Genomic DNA, 24,196 nt, shown 5'->3' with positions numbered 1-24,196 from the left:
CCAGTGGGTAACTTAGCTACCCTCCGCGATGGCCCGGTAGAGCGGGCGCAGCAGCTCCGGCACCGACCGCCCGGCCGCGGTCAGCGGCCCCAGCTCGTCCAGCACCGCCTCCGGGTGCCGCTCGGCGACCTGCCCCAAATCGGGTTGCCCCAGATCGGATTGCCCGAAATCGGACACCGCCGCGACCTGCGGGCGCTGCCAGAACGACTCGAGGCAGTCCTCCAGCGGGAACTCCCGCCGCGGCTCGGGCTCCTCCGCCCGCATCGGGTCGCGCAACGCGCGCAGCCGGTCCAGCAGCTCCTCCCGCGACCGACCACGCCAGGCGAAGATCTCGAACGGGTCGGTGTCGAAGGACTCGGCGAGCAGGTAGCAGGTGGCGGCCAGGTGCTTGCACGGCACCTCCCAGTCCGGGCAGGTGCAGTCCATGCTCAACTCGCGGGTGGTGTCTGGGAACAGCGACAGGCCCAGGTCGGCGAAGACCTCCTCGACCTCCTCGGGCATCTCGCCCGCGAGCAGCCGCGCGGCGAACACCGCCCGGTCGGCCAGCGCGTGCTCGACGCGCCGCCACTGCTCGTCGGTGAACTTGCGCACCGCCACCCGCGCCCGGTACGGCCTCGGCTGCGACCCCATGACCAGCGCGACCACCAGGCTGCTCGACAGCGACAGGCTCATCACCTGCCCGGAGCGCGCGTAGGCCCGGCCCCTGGTCAGCCGCCCGCCCATGCCGAAGGACTCCAGCACCTCCAGGAACCGCCGCGACCACCACGTCCGGGCGACGTCGCCGCGCTTGCTGCGCAGCGTCAACCCGCCCTCGACCCGGATCGGCCGCGACGGCGGCCGGGACCGGTACCAGCGGTCACTCACCGACGGCCTCCCCGGACAGCGCGAGCAGGTCGCGCAACTCGGCGGTGGACAGCTCGGTGAGCCAGTCCTCACCCGCCCCCACCACCAGCTGCGCCAACCCGCGCTTCTCCTCGATCATCCGGTCCACGCGCTCCTCCACCGTGCCGACGCAGGCGAACTTGTGCACCTGCACGTGCTTGCGCTGCCCGATCCGGAACGCCCGGTCGGTGGCCTGGTCCTCCACCGCCGGGTTCCACCAGCGGTCGAGGTGGACGACGTGGTTGGCGGCGGTCAGGTTCAACCCGGTGCCGCCCGCCTTGAGCGAGAGCACGAACAGCTTCGGCCCGTCGGACCGCTGGAACCGCTCCACCATCGCGTCGCGCGCCTTCTTCGGCGTGCCGCCGTGCAGGAACAGCACGTCGGTGTCGAAGCGCGCGGCCAGGTGCGGCACCACCAGCGAGCCGAACTCGGTGAACTGGGTGAAGCACAGCGCCTTGTCCCCGTCGGCCAGCGCCTCGTCGAGGATCTCCTCCAAGCGGGCCAGCTTGCCCGACCGCCCCGCCACCCGCGACCCGTCGCCGAGCAGCTGGGCCGGGTGGTTGCACACCTGCTTGAGCTTGGACATCGTGGCCAGCACCAGCCCCCGGCGCGCCATGCCCTCGGACTCAGCGATGCGCTGCAGCATGTCATCCAGCACGGCCTGGTACAGCGAGGCCTGCTCGACGGTGAGCGTGCACAGCTGCTTGACCTCGATCTTGTCCGGCAGGTCGGAGATGATCCGGGGATCGGTCTTGATCCTGCGCAGCACGAACGGCCCGGTAACCCGCCGCAGCCGCACCGCCGCGTCCTCGTCGTGGTGCCGCTCGATGGGGACGGCGAACCGCGCGCGGAAGGTGTTGACCGAGCCCAGCACGCCGGGGTTGATGAAGTCCATGACCGACCACAGCTCGGCCAGCCGGTTCTCCACCGGCGTGCCGGTGAGCGCGACCCGGTGCCGCGCGGGCAGGGAGCGCACCGCCTGGGACTGCCGCGTGGCGCTGTTCTTGACGTTCTGCGCCTCGTCCAGCACCACCCGGTCCCAGGTGACCTCGCGCAGCAGCGCCGCGTCCCTGGTCGCCACCGCGTAGGTGGTGATCACCAGGTCGTGGCCCGACCGCAGCGCCTCGGCGTCCCGCGCGGCCCCGTGGTGGACGTGCACCCGCAGGCCCGGCGTGAACCGCGCGGCCTCCCGCTGCCAGTTGCCCACCACCGACATCGGGCACACCAGCAGCGTGGGCGGCCGCGTGCGGTCCTGGCGGCACAGCGCCTCCAGCGCCAGCAGCTGGACCGTCTTGCCCAGCCCCATGTCGTCGGCCAGGCAGGCGCCCAGCCCCAACCGGTCCAGGAACGCCAGCCAGGACAGCCCGCGCAGCTGGTAGGGGCGCAGCACCGCGGTCAGCCCGCGCGGCGGCTCCACCGGCTCCAGCTGGTGCTCCACCTGCCCGGACAGCAGGTCGCCCAGCCACCCGACGCCGCTGACCGCCGTCACCGGCAACGGCAGTGCGGCGTCGTCCGGGCGCAGGCCGGAGTGCAGCAGCACGTCGGCCACGGCCATCCGCCCGCCGCCCCCGCGCTTGAGGAACGCCAGCCCCGCCGCGAGCTGCTTCTGGTTGACGTGCACCCACTGCCCGCGCACCCGCACCAGCGGCACCTTGGTCCTGGCCAACGCCGCCAGCTCGGGCTCGGTCAGCTCCTCCTCGCCCACCGCCAAGTCCCACCGGTAGTCGACCAGGACCTTCAGGCCGAGCTCGCTCTCCTTGGCCACGGCGCCCGCCGTGCCCGGCGCGGACGCGGTCAGCTTCAGCCCGAGCTGCCGGGGCGCCCGCCACCACGACGGCAGCAGCACCCCGAAACCCGCCTGGGTCAGCAGGGACGACCGGGTCAGGAACTCGTAGGCGCCCTCGACGTCCAGCTCCAGCTCGGCGGGCCGCCGCTGGGCCAGCGCGCGGTCCAGCGCGGGGTAGAGCCTGCTCGCCCGCCCCAGGTCGGCCAGCAACACCTCCTCCGGTCGCGGCACCCACCGCCGCAACACCTCGTCGCGACCCCACAGGTCGCGCGCCGGGACCAGCACGCTCGGCTCGTCCACCGCCTGCAGCAGGAACTCCAGCCGCCACCCCTCGCGGGGGCCGCCACCGGAGGCGCCGCTGACGTCACCGCCCGGCTCGTCCTGCTCGGGCGAGCTGAGCCGGAAGCAGGTGCGCACCGGGCTCTGCCGCAGCAGGCTCGCGTGCCACCCCGCCAGGGCGCGGCGAAGCCCGTCGACCTCCTCGGCGGCGGCGTCGAACCGCGGGTCGCCCACCAGCGCGCGCACCCAGGCCCCGACCACCGACCGGTCGGCACGAGGCGCCCGCGCCACCCTGGCCCGGACCTCCCGGTCCACCAACCCGTCCAGCGCCAGCCGCAGCAGCTCCTCCGGCTGGTCCCGCACGTCAGCGGCGCGGAACGCGGGCGGCATCCCGTCCCGCAGCGCGGCGAACCGCAGCGAGTCCACCCCGGACAGGGCCGCCCGCCACCGCGCCTCGGCGACCTCGTCCGCGACGGAGGCCAGCACCCGCCCCCGGCTCACCAGGTCCTCGGCGAACCGCACCAGGTCGACCAGGTACCGGGCCGACGCCCCGAGCCGCGCTTCGGGCAGGTCCTCGGGCACCTCCTCGCCCAGCCACCCGACCGGGACCAGCCACTCCCGCAGCCGCAGCGCCCCGCGGGGCCTGGGCCCGACAGCGGCAGGGTCCCGCACCAGCTCCGGCGACGCCGAGGGCGCGGACGCGAAGGACGGCAACCTCAGGCCGAGCACGCCGACCTTGCCGCCGAGCAGGTCGCCCAACCCGTCCTCACCCACCGCGAACGGGTGCGCCACGGCCGCCCGCCCGAGCCGCTTCCCCGTTCGCGCGGGCAACCGGGAGTCCTCGGCCCACCACCCCAGTCGACCGTCGGTCGCGCACACACCGTGCAGCACCAGCACGGGAGGACTCTATGTGCCCCCGCAGCCCGAGGTGTCCAGGGGCGCGGCACGCCCGAGCCGGACCCGAAGCGCCCCCGCCGCAGTGGCCAGTCCAGCGGTGGCCAGTCCAGCGGTGGCCAGTCCAGCGGTGGTCAGCCCAAGTCGATCAGCTCAGCTGGCGGCTCCTCCGCTTGGCCAGCGCGGTCACGCCGACACCCGCCAGCCCCACCTGCAGGGCCAGCTCGATCCAGTCGATGCCGTCGGTCTCCGCCACGCCGATGACCGACGCGCCGAAGGTGCCCACCAGCGCCGCCGCGATGCCGACCAGCACGGTCAGCAGCACCGAGATCCGCTGCTTGCCTGGCACGACCAGGCGCCCCAACCCGCCGATGAGCAACCCGATGAACAGGGCCGAGATGATGCCGGTGATCTCCACGGGAGGTCCTTCCCCTCAACGCCAACCGTCCACCGCGAGCATCACCCCTCCTCCCACCTCGGCGGATCGGGTTTGTCCCCGAGCCCACCCTGATCCCGACCCCGAACTCCCAGCACCGCCGCCGCCTCGGAGGACAGGGGCCGCCCCGGCACGTCCGGGTCGCAGCCGACGCGCGCCAGCCGGGAGCGGATCGAGGTCGGGGAGCGCTCCATGCGCAGGGCGATGCCGCGGATGAGGTCCGCGGTGGGCGCGTCCGGCTCGGCCGCCAGCCACGCGGTGCGCAGGTCATCGTCGAGGTCGGCGGTCCACGGCTGGTTGGCGTTGGCGGGCCGGGAGCGGGCGGCCGGGCGCGGCGCGCCCAGCTTCGCCATGGCGTCCAGGACCTGGCCGAGCACCTTGCCGACGGCGCTGCCCGCCTCGGCGGGCAGCCGGAGCTCGCCCTCGGCGACCAGCGCCCCGGAGAGGTCGCTGCCGGAGAGCCGCACCACCAGGTCGGGGTCCGCGGTGGCCAGCAGGCGGTACTCGGTGGAACCGATCCGGACCGCGCTTTCGTACGTGGCTGTCGTCATGGCGATGACGCTACGGACGAGGTCCGACAATTCCGGGCCCGCTAGCGGCACAGCGGGCAGTGATCACCTGAAGGAGTGGCGCCGGTGAGGTAGGGCTGGAGGTGCCGGGCCACCGCCATGGCCAGCAGGGGCGGCACGGCGTTGCCGATCTGCCTGGCCACCTCGGTCTTCGTGCCGCACCACTCGAACTCGTCCGGGAAGCTCTGCAGGCGCGCGGCCTCCAGGTGCGTGATCGGGCGGTCCACCCGGTGGCCGTCTTCGCCCGGCTCCCACTGCGGGTGCAGGTACTGGCCCTTCTCGGGCTTGTAGAACTCGGTGCGGATGGTCAGCGACGGCTGGTCCCACCGCATCCGGCCCATCACGTCCGTGGTGCCGGTCTTCTTCTCCCGCCAGCAGCGCGGCAGCAGCTCGTCCGGCAGGTCGAACCGCCCGCCACCGGGCGGGATGTGCCGGTAGCGCCGCACCGACAGCGGCGTCGGGTTGCGGCCGACGTGCAGGTCCAGGCTCTTGAAGCGGCCGGGCAGCTCGGTGCCGAAGAACCGCGCCGTCGACTTGGGCAGCGCCGTCGTGGCCGGCCGCTCGGGCAGACCGGCCAGCACGTCGCGGACGGTGTGCCAGCTCCCGCGCGGGTGGGTCGGCTCGGGCAGCGGGATCGGGCCGATCCGCGAACCGATCACGATCGCCCGGCGCCTGCGCTGCGGCACGCCGAAGTCCGCCGCCATCAGCAGCCCGGAGCTGAGCTGGTAGCCCTCGGTCTCGGCGCGCAGCAGGGAGAACTCGGCGGAGCTGAGGAACCGGTCCACGTTCTCGATCACGAACACCGCGGGCCGCGCCACGCGCACGAACCGCAGGTACTCCCGCCACAGGCCGTTGCGCGGGTCGTTGACGTCGCGCGAGCCCAGGTTGGAGAACCCCTGGCAGGGCGGACCGCCGATGATCAGGTCGGCGCGCGGGATCTCCCGGTCGGGGACGGCGGCGATGTCCGACCAGCGCATGTGGTCCTCGCCGAAGTTGGCCGCGTACGTCGCGGCCGCGTGCCGGTCCCACTCGACCGCCATGACCGGCCGGTAACCGCCCGCCGCGACGAAGCCGGAGGTCATGCCGCCGCACCCGGCGAACAGGTCGATCATGGACAGCACCCGCCCAGGCTACCGATCGCGCCGCGCCCGCACCGCCTCCCGCACCCGGTCCGCCGCCGCGGCCGGGTCCTCGTGCTCCCACACCCGCACCGCGAGCCAGCCCGCGTCGGCCAGCACCCGGTCGGTGTCGGCGTCGCGCGCCTGGTTGGTCTCGATCTTGGCGCGCCAGAACTCGCCGTTGCGCTTGGGCCACGTGCCGTGCTCCGGACAGCCGTGCCAGAAGCAGCCGTCGACGAACACGGCGACCTTGGCGGGGCCGAACACCACGTCGGCCTCGCGGCGCACGGTCCGCACGGGGCGCTGGTGCACCCGGTAGCGCAGGCCCAGCCGGTGCAGCTCGCGGCGCAGCGCCACCTCGATGCCCGTGTCGCGGGAGCGCTGCTTGCTCATCCTGGCCCGGACGTCGTCGGTCGTGTCCAGCTTCCGCACCGCGCCATGATGGCCTACGCGGGGTGCGGGACGCCGTGCGACCTGGTCGCGGTCAGCGGTCGACGCTCAGATCCGCCCGGTCCGCGGCGGCCCGGCCCGCGTCCCAGCCCGCCGCGCTGCGCACGCGCGTGGACTTCGAGGTGGTGCTGGCGAACAGGGTGCCGAACAGCTCGTCCACCGCCTTCTTCCGCTGCGCCAGCACGGGCAGCAAGCGGTCGTCGTCCACCTGGTTCACCGCCCGCAGGCGCTCGCCGACCCGGTGGGCATAGGACAGCAGGAAGGACTTCCGGTAGCCCAGCGACCGCGTCTCGTCGCCCTTCGGCGCGCCGTCGCCCGCCGCCACCATCGCCCGCGTCGCCTGGACCAGCAGGGAGGTGGACAGCAGCTCGACGATCTCCAGGTCCAGCTCCTCGCCGACCAGCGCCACGAACCCCAGGTCGTCGTACACGACCGCGCGGGCGCGGTTGGCCTCGGCGACGACGTGGACGATGTGCGCCTTGCCGTCGAAGTACCGCTTGTCCAGCCACATCCGGCGCGACGTCGCGGCGGGCGCCTCGGTCGGCATCCGCTGCAGCGCGTGCCGGTTCACCAGCTCCTGGGCCTTGGCCGACAGCGCCTCGGCCTCCTCGGGGAACGGCGTGGACTCCGCCTTGGCCAACAACCCCCGGACCCGGTTGAGGACCTTGCGGTCCACACCGTGGTGGTCGACCTCGGCCAGCGGGCTGCCCGGTTCGGGGATGATCCGCGGCAAGGCGGGCAACGTCATCAGCCGGGCCAGCAGCGCCACGACCACGGCCACGGCGTCGTCGCGCCGCTCGATGTGCCTGGTGGCCCACTGGTCCAGGTGCGGCTGGTCGCGGTCCCACCAGACCTCGGCGCCGACCTCCGCCAGCTGCTCGCGCCACCGGGGGTGCAGCACCGGGAACCGCTCGGCGTCCGCCGCCAGCGAGTCCACCAGGAACGACAGCACCCGGTCGTCCTCGTTGCGCCGCACCACCTCGTGCACGTCGTAGGGCAGCCAGCCGTTGCCCCACAGGTGGTCGAACGCGCGGCGCAGCACGGCCCGGGCAGCATCGTCCACTTCGGTCGCGGACAGCTCCGACGTGCGCGGCAGCGGGGCCCGGCGGTTGGCCGCGGCCCGCCACATCGCCTGGCGCAATGACTCCACGACACGGCATTGTCCTCTTTCGGGTGTGGTGACGCGGAACCCAGCCCCGGCCGTGCCAGCCTCGACCCGGTGAGCCGGAAGACGCACTGCCCGAAGCGGTGGCCGATCGCGCCGGTAGGCCGTCCACACGGGACGCCGCTGACCCTCGCTCAGCGGGAGGTCGTCCGGCGCTGCCGGGCGCTGCCGCAGCTGACCGACCCCCTGGAGATCGAGCTGGTGGTCAGCCACGCGGTGTCGGACGTGCCCGTGGACGAGGAGTTCTGGGCGGGCGTGATCGAGCACGCGGTGTCGTTGCCCACCAGGCGCAACGAGGCGCTGCTGCGCGCGCTGGCGGCCCTGCTCACCGGGCGTCCGCGCGAGTGGGCCGCCCGCGCGGCGCCCCCACTCCCGCCCGAGCTGGTGGTGGGTGAGGCGTGGATCTGCGACCGGTCCATCGACGCGGGATACCTGGCCCTGATCTGCTCCTACTCGTACGGGGTGCGGGAGCACGCCATGGTGTTCCTGGTCGACGAGCTGGCGGGCGGGATGGTGCGCAAGGCGTTCGTGACGCGGGACGTGGCGGTGGCGCTCGTCCGGTTGAGCGAGCAGGGGCCGCTGGAGCAGGTGGCGCCCGCGGCGGCGCACTGGCTGTTGTCCAAGTCCTACGACCGGCTGGACCGGCAGGCCGACCTGGCGGTGGACGTCGAGGTGTGGCGCACGCGCCTGCTGGCGGGCAGGCGGATAGCGCTGGCCTTCGGCTGAGCGCGGCGAAGCATAGTAACTAGCATCGGAACAAGGGCTAGTTACTATGGTTGTTACTATGCTATGAAGTGGCCGTGCTGGACAGCGAACTCGCCGAAATCGTCGAGAACCTCCGGGTTCTCGGCGCCGATGTCGCGGACATCGAGGTCAAGCGAGCTGAGCGGAAGCTCCCGGCGTCGGTGCGGGAGACGCTGTCGGCCTTCGCCAACACCAGGGGTGGCGTCCTCATCCTCGGGCTCGACGAAGCGACGGGCTTCGCCGCGACCGGTGTCCAAGAGGCGGCGAAGGTGGCCGCTGATCTTGCGTCGTGGTGCTCGACGGAGATGGAGCCGCCGCTGCGTCCGCTGATCAACGTGCACTCGTTCGAGGGGGTGGATCTCGTCGTCGCCGAGATCGCGGAGCTGGAAGCCGCGATCAAACCGTGCTTCTACCGCGGTGCCGGAATCACCCAGGGAAGCTACGTGCGCGTGGGCGACGGTGATCGCAAGCTCAGCAGCTACGAGGTGCAGATGCTGCTGACCAAACGAGGCCAGCCGCGTGACGACTTGGAGCCCGTTCCGGGTACGAGCGTGCAAGACCTCGACCGCAGGTTGGTGGCTGAACTGCTCGCGCGTCTGCGGGTGAGCAGGCCGTACGCCTTCTCGGAGCTGGACGAGACGACGGCGCTCCGGCGTGCTCGCGTGCTGGTCCAGGACGGCTCGGGGGAGCTGGTGGTGTCGTTGGGAGGGCTGCTCGCATTGGGGACATATCCCCAGGAGCACTTTCCGCAGCTGATGTTGTCCTTTGTGCACTACCCGACGGTTGACGGGGCCGATGTGGTGTCAGGACAGCGGTTCCTCGACAACGTCATGCTCGAAGGACCGATTCCGGTCATCGTCCGCGACACTCTGGCCGCGTTGCGGCGCAACATGAGTAGACGTGCTGTCGTCATCGGTGCGGGACGGCAGGACGTGTGGGAGTACCCGGAGACGGCCCTGCGCGAGGCGATCGTGAACGCCTTGGTGCACCGAGACCTTTCAAGCGCATCCCGCGGTGCTCAGGTTCAGGTCGAGATGTATCCTGATCGACTGGTGGTGCGAAACCCCGGCGGGCTCTACGGGCCGGTGACCGTGGATCAGCTCGGTGATGAGGCCGTATCGTCGGCGCGCAACTCGATGCTCATCCAGGTGCTGGAGGACGTTCCGGTCCCCGGCGGCACCAGAACGGTGTGCGAGAACCGCGGTTCTGGCATCCGCACCATGGTGAAGGCGTTGCGGGAAGCGCGAATGAGCGCCCCGGAATTCGTGGACCGGATCAGTTACTTCAGCGTGACGTTCCCGAACCACACGCTGCTGGGTGATGAGGTTGTGGCCTGGATCAACTCGTTGGGGGAACACGGGTTGTCGGACAGCCAGTGCGTCGCGCTGGCGTTGTTGCGGGATGGCAAGCTGCTGGACAACCAGACCTACCGGGCCGCTGCGGGGCTCGACTCCCAAGTCGCCCGCGCTGAACTCCGCGATCTCGTCGCCAGAGAACTCGTGGTGCAGCACGGTGGCCGCCGCTGGACGCGCTACGCACTGGCGCCGGCTCTTGTCGCGAACACCAGAACCGCCGGGCTGGGCGCTCGTCGGGCGGACCGCCGCGAGCAGTTGCTCGACATCCTCGGTGACGGGCAGCTGTCCCGCGCGGAGTTGGTCGAGCGAAGCGGATTGACCGCTCCTGCCGTCACCCGGTGGTTGCGCCTCATGCGCAAGGAAGGGCTGGTGGAGGTGACTGAAGAGTCGATCAGGAGCCCGCACCTGCGATATCGACGATCCCGGCAAGCCTTCATGGAAGAAAGGGAAGGGCCTGTGTAGGTGCGCCAGCCGGAGCCGGGAGCGTTCGGACGCTCCGGTGAGCGAGCTGCGCGTCCTATCGACTCGAGCGGGCGTCAGGTCCACGTGGTTGGTGAAGGAGTGCCAGTGGGGCAGCTTCAAGGGCGACTCGGCCGTGCTTATAGAAGTACTTCAACACGTTTCTCCGCACGACGAACCGGGGCATCAACCAGCCGGTGTTCCGCCTGCTCGCTGCCGCGCTGGATCCGCGGATCGCTCCGCGTACTGCGATAGCGAGATCGCTGTGGTGCGCGCCGCCGGTAATCGCGTCATCCTTGGGCTGCCTTTCGAGAACGAGGCGCTGGGCAAGGAGTACAGCGGACCTGCACGTTGTCCTCCAACAGCACCACGTGGGCGGAGTTGACGGCGGGGGACCACCGCCTGCTGTACTTCGCGCGACTGATGGGTATCCGATGGGCGTTAGAGGAGGACGAGTGGGGTGACGAGGTGGAGCCGCTCGTGCCGCAGGGCTCGGCGCGCTGCACAGCGTCGTGAAATTCTCGCAGGGCGCTGCAGACCTGCTCGCCGTGGCGGTTGGGGACGGTTCTGCTCTGCTGGTGCGCGACCTGTTCACCTCGGCTGCGGCGCGGCGGTGACGCTTTCGTTAAGATCTCTCGTCGACTTGATTCTGGCGCATGGCCGAGCGTGGCTGGGCAGTCGACCCCAGCCACGCTGGCGACCTCGACGTTATGGCGCCTGGTTCGATTCCGGACAGGGTGTGTCGTGCTGGATCGCGCTGCGGCATCTAGTCGCCGTTAAACGCTTGATGCATAATCTTAACATTGGTCGATCCCTCCGAGTTGAACCGAGGTTCAGCGCTTGTTGGCGATGACCGTGGACGTCTTGTCCGGGTTGACGTCGTTGATGATTCCGGTCCAAGCCAGGGCGGCCGCTGGGGTGGACACCAGGAAGCCGATGGCCATCACGGTGGCAACGACCGCTTTCCGCCCGCCCGTCAGGGGGTTGTGATCAAACACGGTGTCATTCCATCACACCCTGGAAAGCTCACACTGACGGGGGTCCTCCGGTTGGGCGTAGGGGCGAGCGCGCTAAGCGAACGCTTAGCGGGTTACCCGGTGTTCAACCGCCGTTTCGACACTTCTGGGAGCGCTCCCGTGAAGGGAGTGAAAGGTCTAGACCGCAGAAGTGTGCCTTCGCTTCAGTGAAATAACGACCGACAATGTCCACCGGTGTCACCTGAAGGGCATCCTCCGTGCTGCTCTCAGTGGTTGTGCTTGGTCGACTCGGCGGCTGGGCGTTCCGGAGTTCCGTCAGTAGCGATCCGTGAATTGGGAATGGCGAGTTGGGCTCGCAGGGCGGTCAGGTGGTTGTGCACCACGTCCGCTTCTGGCGTGGTCGAACTGCTCTGGAAAATCTTATAAGCTTCCGACCAGCAGCGCTCGGCGTCTTCCAGCAGCTCTAGTTTCAGTAGGGCGTGACCCAGTACGTGCAAGGCGCGTGCCTGCTGGTCGCGTGCGCCGATGTCGGATGACAGGGAGGCGGCCTGTTGCGCGTGCGCGACTGCCTCTTCGAATTCGCCGAAGTCGAAGTTTATCTCGGCGATGGCTACCAGCGCTTCAATGGTGCGCGGTCGGTCGCCAGTGCTCTGGTTGATATCGACCGCCAATGACAGGCGCTTCAACGCCTCGATGTGCTCGCCGCGTTCGAAGAGGAGTCGGCCTAGTTCTGTCAGTGTGGTCCCCTGCCCTCTTCGGTGGCCTATTTCTTCTCGTATGTGCAATGCCTTGAAGTAATATTCAAGGGCGATGTCGTCATTTCCTAGGCGGTGGTACGCAGTACCCAGTTGGTCCAGCGTCGACGCCTCGATACCTCGGTCGCCGAGTTTCCTGGTCAACTCTAGGGCTTGTCGGTACCTGGCTATCGCACCGCTGGTCTCACCTTGTTCCAGTAGTATGCTGGCCAGGTTGTGAATGCAGATCACTTCAAGTTCGCGGAGACCTAGGCGGCGCACAATGTCCAGAGATTCCATCATGTATTGCGTTGCCTGCTGGTACTGGCGCAACCTGAAGTGCGTCATACCTAGATTGCTCAGCGTTCCGCCGTGCGCTTCGGCATGACCGAGCACGCGAGCGGATTTCAACGCTGCTCGGTGGCTCAACAGTAGGTCGTCGTAGTACCCCAAGCGGTCGAACGCTTCGTGCATGTTGGCGGACAGACGCCAGGCGTGTTCGTGAAGAGTGTGGCGAACGGCGTGCGGAACTGTCATGACGAGGTTCATGCGCTCACGGGTGAACCACGCCAGACCGTCGTGCTCGTCGTGGAGGTCGGGCTCCGGTGAAACCGACATGCCCACCAGTGGGGGCACCGGGGACCGATGGGGGTTCAAGGAGCGTGCGGCCGCGCTTGTCCAGTTCAGATACCAGTCGAGCAGGCGGGTCAGCGCAGACTTCTGTGATTGCGGCGACTCCTCGTGCCGCACCAGGTCAACGGCGTAGCCGTGCAGCAGGTCGTGCAGTCGGAACCGCCGCGATGTTCCGTACTGCAGCAGGTTGACCTTCGTCAGAGTTCGCAGGTGCCGGTTCGTGGCGGCATCGTGCTCCCCGAGCAAGGCACTCGCCGCAGCGGTGCTGAACTCGGCTGTGGGGTGCAGGCCGAGGAGCCGGAACAGCCTCGCGGTTTCCGGCGACAGCGCGCGGTAGGACCAGGAGAAGGCGACGGGCAAGGTGGCGTTTTCGTCGTCGCTGTCGTCCACAGAACCCAGGATGCCGAGCCCTTCCTGTTCCTTGAACTCGTTCACCAAGTCGGCCACGGGTGTCTCGGGCCGATGGGCGACGTGCTGGGCAATGATGCGCAATCCCAAGGGGAGGCCGTCCAACCTGCTGGCAAAATCCCGCAGAGCTGCGGGGTCCTCATCTGCGCGTTGATCGCCGATTTCGTTCCGCAGCAACAAGATCGACTCGTCGTGGGACAGCGGTGGAACGAGGATCACGTCGACGTTGTCCCGAACTGGCAATCCCCAGGGGCGGGTTCGGCTGGTGACGATGGTGAAGCAGCTGGGAGTGGCGGCGAGTATCGGGCGCACTTGGTTGCTGCTCTGCGCATCGTCGAGCAGGACGAGCATCCTCCGGTTCGCCATGAGCCGGTGCAGCTCGACCCGGCGCTCATCTCCCGTGGCGGGTATCCGATCCGCCCCCAACGACCTGAGCAGGATGGCGAGAGCGTCATCGGGGGTCATGGGTGTTCCGGGGCTGAATCCGCGGAGTTCGAGGTGGAGGTGGCCGTCCGGGAACCGGTCCGCGCGGAGGTTGGCCCAGTGGGCGGCCAAGCGGCTCTTGCCCACGCCCGGCATCCCGTGCAGTGCCACGACGTGGCCACGCTCTCCGCCGGTGGCGTCGTGCAAGGCGTCAAGCTTGGCCAGGAGATCCTGGCGACCCGCGAAGTTTTTGGCTGGTAAGGGAAGTTGGCGCGGTGGCGCGAGTTGCGGCGGAGCGGTGGATGTGCCGGTGCCCGACTGCTTGCGCAGGATGCTCTGGTAGAGCGTCCGTAGGACCGGACCCGGTTCGGAGCCGACGTGGTCGAACAAGTTCTGACAGAAGCGCCCGTAGAAGTCGAGTGCAGTGGAGTACTTTCCCAAGCCGTCCAAGGCCCGCAGGTAGAGGCTCGCCGTTGCTTCCTCGGGGATCTGGTCCTCGGTGAGACGGCCCGCCACCGCCATCACCTCGGCATGCTCGCCGAGGTGCAGTTGGCTGTCCAGCAGCATGTGCAGAGCGGGGAGCCGGTCATACGTCTCCATCTGGTCCCGGAGCCGTTCCGCCCACATCCCTTCCAACTCCTGCAGCGGGCGGCCGCTCCACAACGACAAGGCTTCACGCAGCAGTGATTTCGCCACGCGGTGATCACCGCGAGCGGCAGCGGCCCGCCCCTCGGTCGCTAACTTGTGGAATTGATGGAAGTCAATCCGCACAATTTCGGGCAGGAGCAGCCGATAGGCGTTGCCCTCCTTGAGGATCGAGCCACCCGACTGGGACTCCCGCAGGACCGCGCGCAACTTGCTGATGATCGGTTGCAGCGACTTCCTGACGTCGTTCGCCACACTGGCCGGCCACAGCACCTGGGCCATCGTGTCCACCTGCACCGGACGTGGGAAGTAGTACAGCAGCATGGTCAACACGCCGCGTTGCCTGGCCGGACCTAGATCGAAGTCATTCCCATCGATGCGTAATCGGGTCTTGCCTAGGATCTTGAACTCCACCAGCGCCGCCCCTTTCGCTGGTCCAGCGTATTCGGTGGATACAGTGTGCTTCACTGCGGCGACTTCCCGTAGGTGAGCCGCGCACATCGGTCGGATATTGGTCCGAAGCGACGACCGTCCCACCCGACGATTGGCCGTGTGCAAGCGGACTGCAAGTTCACGGCAAACCCCGCCGTCACTCTCTTGGCACGGGAGAGAGTACGAGGGGGATTGCATGACACGTCCTGAGTGGCTTCACGTGCCCATCGGCATCGACGCGCACCGGTGGGTCAGCCGCGACGAGTGCAGGTCGGTGCTCGCCGTGGTGCACACGATCGTCAGCGGGCAGCGGTTGCTGGAGGCGATCGAGCTGATCGAATCGGACCCCAGGGTCCAGGTGGTGTTCAGCCAGGCGCCGGACACCTTCAGCAACGGCGTGGCGGACTTCCTGCGCGCCACCCGCGGCGTCGTGCTGCCCTGGGAGCAGGCGGTCAGGGAGGAGTTCGACCTCGCGGTGGCCGCGTCCTACGGGAGCCTGCACCAGGTTCACGCGCCCCTGCTGGTGATGCCGCACGGGGCGGGCTACGGCAAGTCCTTCCCAGCGGGCGGTTCGCCGGTGGTCTACGGATTGGACGCCCAGCGGTTGCTGCACAACGGCAAGCTGCTGGCCAAGGCGCTGGTGCTGGCCCACGATGAGGAGCGCGAAGTGCTGCGCAGGCAGTGCCCGGAGGCGCTGGAGGCCTCCGTGGTCGTGGGGGACCCCTGTTACGACCGGATGATGGCGAGCCTCCCGCAGCGCGACGCATACCGGACCGCGCTGGGAGTCCGGCCGGACGAACGCGTTCTGGTGGTCAGTTCCACGTGGGGCCTCGATTCGTTGTTCGCCCGGTTCGAGGATCTACTGCCGAGGCTGCTGGAGGAGTTGACGCCGATCGGTTACCGCGTGGTGGCGCTCGTGCACCCCGCGGCGTGGTTCGGCCACGGGCGGCGCCAGGTGGAAGCGTGGCTGGCGGACTGCCGTGACGCCGGGCTCGTCGTGGTTGACCCTCACGTCGACTGGCGCGCGGTCATCGTGGCCGCCGACTACGTGGTCGCGGACCACGGCTCGGTCGGGGTCTACGCGGCCGCGGCGGGACGACCGGTGGTGCTGGCGGATCCGCCGGTGAGCATCGCCACCAGCACTGGTTCGGCGCAGGACTTACTGCGGCGCATGGCTCCACGACTGGTCATGGGGGAGCCACTGGAGCAGCAGCTGGTACGCGCCGCGACCGTGGCGCCGCACATCCGCGACCAGGTGCGGAAGCGGTTGACCTCACATCCGGGGCGGTCCGCTGCCGAACTGCGCAAGGCCATGTACCGGCTGCTGGGGCTCGTCGAGCCCGGCAGGCATCGGCAGGTCGCGCCGGTGCCGCCGCCCACCGAGAGCGGGCGATGGCCTTGACCGGTCCCCTCGTGTGGTGGAGGGCAGCGGACCACACCGGTGACGGCCTCGCGGACGTCGTCCTCTGTGCCGCGCCCGAGAAAGCGGAGATGGACTTGCTGTGCTCTTTGGCACGCCGCAACCCCTTCGCCGCGTTGATCGTCGTGGTGTCGGAGGGGCGGTTGGTCGTGAGGAGCGGGCAGCAGGTGATGGAACTGGACCGGGTCACCACTTCGTCGTGCCTGTCGTGGGGTGACGCGGTCGGCTCCGCCATCGAGTCGCTCTACGCCTGGTGGACGGCGCGGCTCGACCTCGCACTGCTGCGGCGGCATGGGTTGCCGCTGTGGTGCCCGACGCACCGGACCGCGAGTTCACCCGCCTGTGGGTGGTTCCAGCGCGCGCAGCCGCTGCTCGACGTGGGCGGCGCGTGACGAGCCGATCTTGGTGAGGAGCCGCAGGGCCTGTTGCCAGTGCTCTGCGGCTCCGTCGGCCGAGCCGGACCGGTGAGCGGCCTCTGCCAGCACCTCGTGCGCCTGCGCCATGCCGTGGTCGGAACCCAGCTGCCGCATGGCTTGCAACGCCCGGTGCCCCACCTCGGCCGCCAACCTCACCTCGTCCGCGCCGAGGTGTACCTCGGCTTGGGCGACGGTCACTCGCGCCGAGTTGTACGGGTCCGGTTCGGGGAGCGCGGCCATCAGCTCGTCCGCCTCGCGCAGGGCCGCCAAAGCTTCCGCCGCACGGCCCACCTTGGCGAGGGTGCGGCCGAACGTGATCAGGGTGAGCGCCAAGGCGCGGTCGGCGCCGAGTTCGCGGTTGTCGCGCACCAGTTCCCCGAATCGGGCGACCGCGTCGGCGAGCTGACCGCGGTCCAGCCTCAGCAGCGCGATGCCCTCGCGCGCGTCGATGGCGCCGCGCCGGTCGCCGATGGCGTTCGCGCACGCCTCCGAGGCCAGGAAGTGCTCCTCAGCCTCTTCGAAGCGGCGCAGCGTGCTGCACGCCAAGCCCAAGCGCTTGAGCATGTCCGCCTCGGCGAACCGGTCGCCCCACCGACGAGCGGCCTCGACACCGCACTCGTAGATCCCCAAGCGGTCGCGGTAGTGCTTGTGGTGCAGCAGGAGGGGCCACAGCACGTCGCAGAGCTGCCAAGCCAGTCGCGGCCACCCGTGTGCCAGTGCTTCGCGGCCCGTCGCGATCAGGTTCGCCCGCTCGGTCTCCAGCCAGGCCAACGCCGCTTCGGATCCAGTGAAGGAGGGGACGTCAACCGGCGGCGGGTCGGCGAACTCGTAGGGCAGCCGCCGCCGATGCGGCGTGACCACGCGGTCCGCGGCCTGCGCTCCGGCCAGGTACCACTCGGCGATCCGCCGCACGGTTCGGGCGCGCTCGTCGTCGCCGTCCTCCGCGGTGGCCTTCTCCCGCGCGTGCAACCGCAGCAGGTCGTGGAAGCGGTAGCGGTCCTCCTTGATCTCCTCCACGAGGCTTCCCTCCACCAGTTCCTCCAGCGCGGCCCCCGCACCGTCGTCGAGCACCGACAGCGCTATCGAGGAGCCGAAATCGTGTCCTGGGTGCAGCGCCAAGCGGCGGTACAGCGCCGCGGCGGATGGGTGCAGCGCGCGGTAGGACAGGTCGAACGTGGTTTGCACGGACAGCTCGTGCGACGGGGATAGCACCGAGAGCCGACCGCGTTCGTCGCTCAGCTCGGCGACCACCCGCTTGACCGACCACCGGGGCCTGGCCGCCAGCCTGGCCGCGGCCACGCGGACCGCGATCGGCAGACCGCCGCACATGACGACGAGCGCCCGTGCGCGGTCCTGCTCCTCGCTGACTCTCGTGCCGCCCACCGCTCTGTCCAGCAGTCGCACCGATGAAGAGGCCGTCAACGGCCCTATGTCGACCAAGCGGGCACCGTCGGCCACCAACCCGGTCAGCCTGCTGCGGCTGGTCACCACCACCGCGCTGGTCGCGGAGCCGGGTATCAGCGGCCGCACCTGAGCCGCGGAGAACGCGTTGTCGAGCAGAACGAGCAGGGCCTTGTCCGCGGTCAACGACCGGTAGAGCGCGGCCTGCTCGACGAGTTCCACCGGGACGCGGCCGGGTGGGACACCCAGGCTGCGCAGGAACAGGCCTAGCGCCTCGTCGGGCGGCACGGGCTGGTCGCCGCTGAAGCCCGCGAGGTCGACGTACAGCTGGCCGTCGTGGAACCGGTCCCGCGTCCTGTGCGCCCAGTGCAGGGCCAGCGCGGTCTTGCCGACGCCGCCCGGCCCGCTCAGCACGGTCACCATGCGTTCTCCACCATGCAGCGACCGTGCCAGGGCATCGTCGAGCTCGGCCGCTTCCCCATCCCGGTTGGTGAAATGAGCGGGTGCCGCGAGCAATTGCCGGGGAACGACCGGAGACGGGGGTGGATCGTGGTGGAAGTGCACGCCTCCGTGCACGACGCCGGCTTGGAGCGCGGCACCGGCTGTCCCCGACAAGGTGTTCGTCACATTCGGTGGTGGTGTCCACCGCTTGCCGCCCGCCTCGGCCATGGCACCCCCCGCGCGACGCCAGTAGGACGGAGACGACCGTACGGCGGGGAGAGCGCCGTCACGGCGGTGTGGCCGGAGAACCACACCAACCGCACCGGAATTCGATCGATCAGTGCATCGGAACCGCGCCTCGGCACCTGCGATCGGCTGAGCCTGCTCGGGTCGGTTCGGACCAATCGGACTCGAGCGCCCATGGGCGACAAAAGTGCCAGTAAAAGCGATGAGGCGGTCACCGGAATGGTGACCGCCTCATCGTGGAGTGCGCCGCCAGGGACTCGAACCCCGAACCCGCTGATTAAGAGTCAGCTGCTCTGCCAGTTGAGCTAGCGGCGCTTGGACTGTCTTGCTCCGTCCGACGTGGAGAACATTAGCACAGCGTCCTCCGCAGCTCCCAATCGCCTGGTCAGGGCGGGTGCGACCACCCGAACCGGGGGGAACTTCGCGGGATAACGATCCAGCATCCCGAGCAACGTCGTCAACCCTTGGGGCGTCCCCTAGACGGGGGACGCTGAACCGATGGTGTGCAGGTGCTCCTAGTAGTCGGGGACGTGGAGTGGACGGAACGGGGATGAACATGTTGGGCAACAGGGGGGCGCTGCGGATCGCCGCGCTGGGAATTGTTGCGACGTTGGTCACAGCGTGCTCTTCCGGCGGAGCAGGCGGGTCCGACGGGGCGGGGCCCGTCGAGACCTCGTCCGCCCCACCGGCCAAGCCGGTGTCGCTCAGCCTGGGCGTCACCGACCAGGCCGTGGACGTGGCGCCGGGCCTGCCCGTGGTGGCCACCGCCGCCGACGGCAAGCTGACCGAGGTCTCGCTCACCAACGCCGAGGGCAAGGCGGTCTCCGGGCAGCTCAGCCCGGACGGTCTGCAGTGGACCAACACCGAGTCGCTCGGCTACGAGAAGCGGTACACCCTCTCAGTGACCGGCCAGGGCTCCGACGGCAAGCCCGTCACCAAGACCTCGACCTTCACCACGGTCAAGCCGCGCACGCTGACCTTCCTGTCGATCAACCCGCTCGACGGCACCACGGTCGGCGTCGGCCAGCCGCTCGGGTTCTACTTCGACGAGCCGATCGCGGACAAGGCCGCCGTCGAGTCCATGATCTCCATCACCACCGAGCCCAAGGTCGAGGGCGCCTTCTACTGGTTCAACGAGAAGGAGGTGCACTGGCGGCCGCAGAACTTCTGGACGCCGGGCACCAAGGTGACCATCGACGCCCGCATCTACGGCAAGCACGTGGGCAACGGCATCTACGGCCAGGAGGACCGGCACGTCACCACCACGATCGGCGACGCGGTGATCCACGAGGCCGACGGGCAGACCCACCAGGTCGTCACCAAGGTCAACGGCCAGGTCGTGCGCACCATGCCGACCTCCATGGGCGATGCGCAGAACCCCACCCCGGTGGGCACCTACGTGCTCACCGAGAAGCACTCCAACATGGTCATGGACTCGCGCACCTACGGCCTGTCGCTGGAAGCGGGCGGCTACGTCACCCCGGTGGACTGGGCGGTGCGCATGTCCAACAGCGGCATCTTCTTCCACAGCGCGCCGTGGTCGGTGGGCGACCAGGGCCACCGCAACGTCAGCCACGGCTGCCTGAACCTGTCCCCGGAGAACGCCAAGTGGGTCTTCGACAACGCCAAGCAGGGCGACGTCGTCGTGGTGACCAACTCCGGCGGCCCCCGGCTGGAGGCGTGGGACGGCTTCGGCGACTGGCAGGTCCCGTGGGACCAGTGGGTCAAGGGCAACCGCTGACAGCGCGGGGGATCACCGGTCCGTGACGCGACCCGCCGCCACCTCCAGGCGGCGGGTCGTGCGCACCGCGTCGAGCATCCGCCGGTCGTGGGTGACCAGCAGCAGCGTGCCGGTGTAGGACTCCAGGGCCGATTCCAGCTGCTCGATCGCGGGCAGGTCCAGGTGGTTGGTCGGCTCGTCGAGCACCAGCAGGTTCACCCCGCGCGCCTGGAGCAGCGCCAGCGCCGCGCGGGTGCGCTCGCCCGGCGACAGGGACGCGGCGGGGCGCAGCACGTGGGCCGCCTTCAGGCCGAACTTCGCCAGCAGGGTCCGCACGTCGGCGGGCGCCATGTCCGGCACCGCCGCGCCGAAGGCGTCCACCAGCGGCTCCCCGCCCAGGAACAGGCCGCGCGCCTGGTCGATCTCGCCGACCACCACGCCTGGGCCCAGCGACGCGGTGCCCGAGGTCAGCGGCACCCGCCCCAGCAGCGCGCCCAGCAGGGTGGACTTGCCCGCGCCGTTCGCGCCGGTGATGGCGATCCGGTCGGCCCAGTCGACCTGGAGATCCACCGGGCCGAGGGTGAACGAGCCGCGGGTGACCACGGCCCCGCGCAGCACCGCCACGACCGCGCCGGAGCGGGGCGCGGCGGCGATCTCCATCCGCAGCTCCCACTCCTTGCGCGGCTCCTCCACCTCGTCCAGCCGTTCGATGAGGCGCTCGGTCTGCCGCGCCTTGGCGGCCTGCTTCTCGGTGGCCTCGGTGCGGAACTTGCGGCCGATCTTGTCGTTGTCCGACGCCTTGCGGCGGGCGTTCTTGACGCCCTTCTCCATCCACGCGCGCTGGGCGCGGGCGCGCTGCTCCAGGGCCGCCCGCGTGGTGGCGTACTCCTCGTAGTCCTCGCGCGCGTGCCGCCGGGCGATCTCGCGCTCCTCCAAGTACGACTCGTAGCCGCCGCCGTAGGTGCGCACCTGCTGCTGCGCCAGGTCCAGCTCGACGACGCGGGTGACGGTGCGGGACAGGAACTCCCGGTCGTGCGAAACCAGCACGGTGCCCGCGCGCAGGCCGGTGACGAACGCCTCCAGCCGCGCCAGGCCGTCCAGGTCCAGGTCGTTGGTCGGCTCGTCGAGCAGGAAGACGTCGTAGCGGCTGAGCAGCAGCGAGGCCATGCCCGCGCGGGCGGCCTGGCCGCCGGACAGCGAGGTCATCGGCTGGTCGAGGTCCACGGTCAGGCCCAGGTCGGCGGCGACCTCCTCGGCGCGCTCGGCCAGGTCGGCCCCGCCCAGCGCCAGCCACCGCTCCAGCGCCTCGGAGTAGCCCTCGTCCACGCCCGCGGTCAGCGCCTCGGTGGCCCGGTCCAGCTCCGCCTGCGCGGCGGCCACGCCGGTGCGGCGAGCCAGGAACTGCCGCACCGTCTCGCCGGGCCGCCGGTCCGGTTCCTGCGGCAGGTGCCCCACGGTCGCCGTCGTGGGAGAGAGGCGAATCACACCTCGCTCCACGGGGAGCAGCCCGGCGAGGGTGCGCAGGAGGGTGGACTTGCCCGCGCCGTTGACGCCGACCAGCCCCACCACGTCGCCGGGGGCGACCACCAGGTCCAGCCCGGAGAACAGCACCCGGTCGCCGTGCCCGGCGGCCAGGTCCTTCGCGACCAGCGTGGCGCTCACCTGGAAAACCCCCTCCGACGTGACAAAACGCCCCCCGGCCACGAGGGCCGAGGGGCGTTCGCCTGGGGTGAGTGACGGGACTTGAACCCGCGACACCTGGGATCACAACCCAGTGCTCTACCGGCTGAGCTACACCCACCATCACCGGCTGACCCGGCGGCAGAAGCATACAGTGCCACCCCGCCGGGACTGAAATCGACCCTATTCCGGCCGGTCGGCGGCGAGCAGTTCGGCGGCCACGGCCTGCGCCTGCTCCGAGGTCGGCCCCGGCTGGGGCACGAACGCGGTGCGCCGGTAGTAGGCCAGCTCGCGGATCGACTCGCGCACGTCGGCCAGCGCGCGGTGGGCCAGGCCCTTGCCCGGCTGGGCGTAGTAGATCCGCGGGTACCAGCGCCTGCACAGCTCCTTGATCGACGACACGTCGACCATCCGGTAGTGCAGGTGCGCGTCCAGCTCCGGCATGTCCCGCGCGATGAACCCGCGGTCGGTGGCGATGGAGTTGCCCGCCAGCGGCGCGGTGCGCGGGTCGGGCACCCACTGCTTGATGTAGGCCAGCACCATCGCCTCGGCCTCGGCCAGGGTCGTGGTGGACCGGCGCACCTCCTCGGTGAGGCCGGACTTGGCGTGCATCTGGACCACGACCTCGGGCATCGCGTCCAGCGCTGTGTCATCGGCGTGGATCACCACGTCGACCCCCTCGCCGAGCACGTTGAGCTCCGCGTCGGTCACCAGCGCCGCGATCTCGATCAGGGCGTCCTTGCCCAGGTCGAGCCCGGTCATCTCGCAGTCGATCCACACCAAGCGATCCATCACCGTTGCGAGCCTAGTCGCCGGGTCCATCGTGGACGCCGTCGCTTCGGGTGGTGCCGGTTACCGATCCGGTCACGCCCGCGCCACCGCGACCGGCTCGACCACCGGTGAGGGCCTGCGCACCCGCGCCGACAGCAGCGCCGCGCCGATGCTGAGCACCCCCGCGGCGTACCAGGCCGGGGCGTAGTCGCCGAGGTGGTCGCGGACCAGGCCCGCGCCGGTCGCCGCGATGGCCGCGCCGACCTGGTGCGAGGCGAAGACCCAGCCGAACACGATGGCGCCGGAGGCGCCGAACACCTCCCGGCACAGCGCCACGGTCGGCGGCACGGTGGCCACCCAGTCCAGGCCGTAGAAGATGATGAACACCAGCATGCTCGGCTGCACGTGGTCGCCGAACAGCTGCGGCAGCACCAGCAGCGACGCGCCCCGCAGGGCGTAGTAGACGGCCAGCAGCAGGCGCGGATCCACGCGGTCGGTGAGCCAGCCGGACAGCACGGTGCCCACGATGTCGAAGACGCCCACCAGCGCGAGCAGGCCCGCCGCGGTGGTGGTGGGCATCCCGTGGTCGTGCGCCGCCGGGATGAAGTGGGTGCCGACCAGGCCGTTGGTGGTGGCGCCGCAGATGGCGAAACCGGCGGCCAGGAACCAGAACGGGCCGGTGCGGGCCGCGGTGGTCAGCGCGGTGACGGCGCGCCGGGCGGCGCCGGTGCCCACGGGCGGCACGGGGACCACCTCGTCGCCGCCGTAGGGCGGGATGCCCAGGTCGGCGGGGTGCTCGCGGAGCAGCAGCAGTGCCAGCGGGACCACGGCGAGGGCGGCGCAGGACACCACCAGCGACGCGGTGCGCCAGCCGGAGGACTCGGCCATCGAGGCGACCAGCGGCAGGAACACCAGCTGGCCGGTGGCCCCGCCCGCGGTGAGCACGCCGGTGACCAGGCCGCGGTGCTTGACGAACCAGCGGCCGGTGATGGTGGCGACGAACGCCAGCGCCATCGACCCGGTGCCCAGGCCGACCAGCACGCCCCAGCACAGCACCAGCTGCCAGCTGCTGGTCATGAACACCGTCAGCCCGCTGCCGACCGCGACCAGGGTCAGCGCGCAGGCGACGACCACGCGCACGCCGAAGCGCTCCATGAGGGCGGCGGCGAACGGCGCGGTCAGGCCGAACAGCAGCAGGTTGGTCGAGACGGCCAGGCCGATGGTGCTGGTGGACCAGCCGAACTCGCGCTGCAGCGGTTCGATCAACGCGCCGGGGGCGGCCCGGAAGCCCGCCGCGCCCACCAGGGCGACGAACGCCACGCCCGCGACCACCCACGCCCAGTTCTGCTTGCTCCTCGTCACGACCGAAGCGTGCGCGATGGGCCCGCGTTCGGGGAAGTGGCCCGTTGGCCATTATGTGAAAGTATCCGGCCATGAGACCGCACCAGGTGGCCGTCCTCGCGCTGGACCAGGTCGTCGGCTTCGACCTCGGCACGCCGCCGCAGATCTTCAACGCGGCGCGGGACGACCGGGATCGGCGGCTGTACCGGGTGCGGGTGTGCACGCCGGGGGCGAGGCCGGTGCGCAGCTCATCGGGGTTCACGGTCACCCCCGACCACGGGCTGGAACTGCTGGCCGAGGCCGACACGGTGGTCGTGGCGGGCATCAGCTACGGCGCGCGGGTGCTGGCCGACGGCACCGTCGAGGACGAG

Annotated in this window: 18 protein-coding genes, 2 tRNA genes and 1 pseudogene; 6 read left to right on the top strand and 15 right to left on the bottom strand. The window is 70.3% G+C overall.

Translation table 11 applies throughout. From position 1 onward, the window contains the following. Positions 1–12: 12 nt before the first annotated feature. The 7 genes from IEZ00_RS07230 to IEZ00_RS07195 all read right to left on the bottom strand — a co-directional run bounded on the left by IEZ00_RS07230 (position 13) and on the right by IEZ00_RS07195 (position 7,564). Positions 13–864, bottom strand: coding sequence for an SWIM zinc finger family protein (locus tag IEZ00_RS07230; protein WP_189222256.1), 852 nt, complete (start codon positions 862–864; stop codon positions 13–15). Beyond that, the gene (locus IEZ00_RS07225) at positions 857–3,844 is read right to left on the bottom strand and encodes a DEAD/DEAH box helicase (protein WP_189222255.1); all 2,988 of its coding nucleotides are present in this window, start codon (positions 3,842–3,844) and stop codon (positions 857–859) included. Before IEZ00_RS07225 ends, IEZ00_RS07230 begins: the two co-directional genes overlap by 8 nt. Positions 3,845–3,989: 145 nt before the next feature. Next, entirely contained in the window at positions 3,990–4,259 is a 270-nt protein-coding gene (locus tag IEZ00_RS07215; protein ID WP_189222253.1) for a GlsB/YeaQ/YmgE family stress response membrane protein, read from the bottom strand. 41 nt (positions 4,260–4,300) lie between these two features. Continuing rightward, positions 4,301–4,828, bottom strand: a complete 528-nt coding sequence (locus tag IEZ00_RS07210) for a hypothetical protein (protein WP_189222252.1) — start codon at positions 4,826–4,828, stop codon at positions 4,301–4,303. A 41-nt stretch (positions 4,829–4,869) separates the two neighbouring features. Beyond that, complete coding sequence (locus IEZ00_RS07205; protein WP_189222594.1) at positions 4,870–5,958, bottom strand: DNA cytosine methyltransferase; 1,089 nt, start codon at positions 5,956–5,958, stop codon at positions 4,870–4,872. 18 nt (positions 5,959–5,976) lie between these two features. Further along, the gene (locus IEZ00_RS07200; RefSeq protein ID WP_189222593.1) at positions 5,977–6,357 is read right to left on the bottom strand and encodes a very short patch repair endonuclease; all 381 of its coding nucleotides are present in this window, start codon (positions 6,355–6,357) and stop codon (positions 5,977–5,979) included. 91 nt (positions 6,358–6,448) lie between these two features. Next, the gene (locus IEZ00_RS07195) at positions 6,449–7,564 is read right to left on the bottom strand and encodes a DUF2786 domain-containing protein (protein WP_189222250.1); all 1,116 of its coding nucleotides are present in this window, start codon (positions 7,562–7,564) and stop codon (positions 6,449–6,451) included. A 69-nt stretch (positions 7,565–7,633) separates the two neighbouring features. Here IEZ00_RS07195 and IEZ00_RS07190 point away from each other — a divergent pair, with 69 nt between their 5' ends. Then, a complete protein-coding gene (locus IEZ00_RS07190; protein ID WP_189222248.1) occupies positions 7,634–8,305 on the top strand; it encodes a hypothetical protein in 672 nt (223 codons plus the stop codon). Positions 8,306–8,373: 68 nt separating this feature from the next. Further along, positions 8,374–10,140: an ATP-binding protein gene (locus IEZ00_RS07185; protein ID WP_229795196.1), complete on the top strand. Its 1,767-nt coding sequence runs from the start codon at positions 8,374–8,376 to the stop codon at positions 10,138–10,140. Positions 10,141–10,970: 830 nt separating this feature from the next. On the opposite strand, the gene IEZ00_RS07180 is transcribed toward IEZ00_RS07185, so the two are convergent. Together IEZ00_RS07180 and IEZ00_RS07175 are read right to left on the bottom strand one after the other, a co-directional pair. After that, complete coding sequence (locus IEZ00_RS07180) at positions 10,971–11,135, bottom strand: hypothetical protein (RefSeq protein ID WP_189222246.1); 165 nt, start codon at positions 11,133–11,135, stop codon at positions 10,971–10,973. Positions 11,136–11,380: 245 nt separating this feature from the next. After that, the gene (locus IEZ00_RS07175; RefSeq protein ID WP_189222244.1) at positions 11,381–14,371 is read right to left on the bottom strand and encodes an ATP-binding protein; all 2,991 of its coding nucleotides are present in this window, start codon (positions 14,369–14,371) and stop codon (positions 11,381–11,383) included. A gap of 214 nt (positions 14,372–14,585) precedes the next feature. Here IEZ00_RS07175 and IEZ00_RS07170 point away from each other — a divergent pair, with 214 nt between their 5' ends. Together IEZ00_RS07170 and IEZ00_RS07165 are read left to right on the top strand one after the other, a co-directional pair. Then, positions 14,586–15,791, top strand: a complete 1,206-nt coding sequence (locus IEZ00_RS07170) for a CDP-glycerol glycerophosphotransferase family protein (protein ID WP_189222243.1) — start codon at positions 14,586–14,588, stop codon at positions 15,789–15,791. Between the two features lie 89 nt (positions 15,792–15,880). Further along, positions 15,881–16,201, top strand: coding sequence for a hypothetical protein (locus tag IEZ00_RS07165; protein WP_189222242.1), 321 nt, complete (start codon positions 15,881–15,883; stop codon positions 16,199–16,201). Here IEZ00_RS07165 and IEZ00_RS07160 read toward each other — a convergent pair. Continuing rightward, a complete protein-coding gene (locus IEZ00_RS07160; protein ID WP_189222241.1) occupies positions 16,142–18,049 on the bottom strand; it encodes a P-loop NTPase family protein in 1,908 nt (635 codons plus the stop codon). The genes IEZ00_RS07165 and IEZ00_RS07160 overlap by 60 nt on opposite strands. A gap of 506 nt (positions 18,050–18,555) precedes the next feature. Continuing rightward, positions 18,556–18,628 (bottom strand) — tRNA-Lys (locus IEZ00_RS07155). 241 nt (positions 18,629–18,869) lie between these two features. Between IEZ00_RS07155 and IEZ00_RS07150 the strand changes: the two genes are divergently transcribed. Continuing rightward, entirely contained in the window at positions 18,870–20,054 is a 1,185-nt protein-coding gene (locus IEZ00_RS07150; RefSeq protein WP_306344656.1) for a L,D-transpeptidase, read from the top strand. Positions 20,055–20,066: 12 nt separating this feature from the next. Here the strand turns inward: IEZ00_RS07150 and IEZ00_RS07145 are convergent, their stop codons facing one another. The 4 genes from IEZ00_RS07145 to IEZ00_RS07130 all read right to left on the bottom strand — a co-directional run bounded on the left by IEZ00_RS07145 (position 20,067) and on the right by IEZ00_RS07130 (position 23,846). Next, positions 20,067–21,695, bottom strand: coding sequence for an ABC-F family ATP-binding cassette domain-containing protein (locus tag IEZ00_RS07145; protein WP_189222239.1), 1,629 nt, complete (start codon positions 21,693–21,695; stop codon positions 20,067–20,069). Between the two features lie 63 nt (positions 21,696–21,758). Beyond that, positions 21,759–21,834, bottom strand: a tRNA-His gene (locus IEZ00_RS07140). Positions 21,835–21,896: 62 nt separating this feature from the next. After that, on the bottom strand, positions 21,897–22,508 hold the full coding sequence (gene orn, locus IEZ00_RS07135; protein WP_209615440.1) for an oligoribonuclease: 612 nt from the start codon (positions 22,506–22,508) through the stop codon (positions 21,897–21,899). A 69-nt stretch (positions 22,509–22,577) separates the two neighbouring features. Then, complete coding sequence (locus tag IEZ00_RS07130) at positions 22,578–23,846, bottom strand: MFS transporter (RefSeq protein ID WP_189222237.1); 1,269 nt, start codon at positions 23,844–23,846, stop codon at positions 22,578–22,580. Positions 23,847–23,917: 71 nt separating this feature from the next. Between IEZ00_RS07130 and IEZ00_RS36335 the strand changes: the two are divergent. Further along, positions 23,918–24,196: pseudogene (locus IEZ00_RS36335) on the top strand (AraC family transcriptional regulator); the annotation flags it as partial.

This window comes from Saccharothrix coeruleofusca (assembly GCF_014648515.1).
Taxonomy (GTDB): Bacteria; Actinomycetota; Actinomycetes; order Mycobacteriales; family Pseudonocardiaceae; genus Actinosynnema; species Actinosynnema coeruleofuscum.
The sequence above is the reverse complement of the archived record's forward strand: the minus strand, read 5'-3'. Positions and strand labels throughout refer to the sequence as shown.

Excerpts from the sequence above, each read along its gene's own strand:
- IEZ00_RS07160 (WP_189222241.1), bottom strand. The coding sequence starts at position 18,049 with ATGGTGACCGTGCTGAGCGGGCCGGGCGGCGTCGGCAAGACCGCGCTG.
- IEZ00_RS07210 (WP_189222252.1), bottom strand. The coding sequence starts at position 4,828 with ATGACGACAGCCACGTACGAAAGCGCGGTCCGGATCGGTTCCACCGAG.
- IEZ00_RS07170 (WP_189222243.1), top strand. The coding sequence starts at position 14,586 with ATGACACGTCCTGAGTGGCTTCACGTGCCCATCGGCATCGACGCGCAC.
- IEZ00_RS07150 (WP_306344656.1), top strand. The coding sequence starts at position 18,870 with ATGTTGGGCAACAGGGGGGCGCTGCGGATCGCCGCGCTGGGAATTGTT.
- IEZ00_RS07205 (WP_189222594.1), bottom strand. The coding sequence starts at position 5,958 with ATGATCGACCTGTTCGCCGGGTGCGGCGGCATGACCTCCGGCTTCGTC.
- IEZ00_RS07165 (WP_189222242.1), top strand. The coding sequence starts at position 15,881 with ATGGACTTGCTGTGCTCTTTGGCACGCCGCAACCCCTTCGCCGCGTTG.
- IEZ00_RS07200 (WP_189222593.1), bottom strand. The coding sequence starts at position 6,357 with ATGAGCAAGCAGCGCTCCCGCGACACGGGCATCGAGGTGGCGCTGCGC.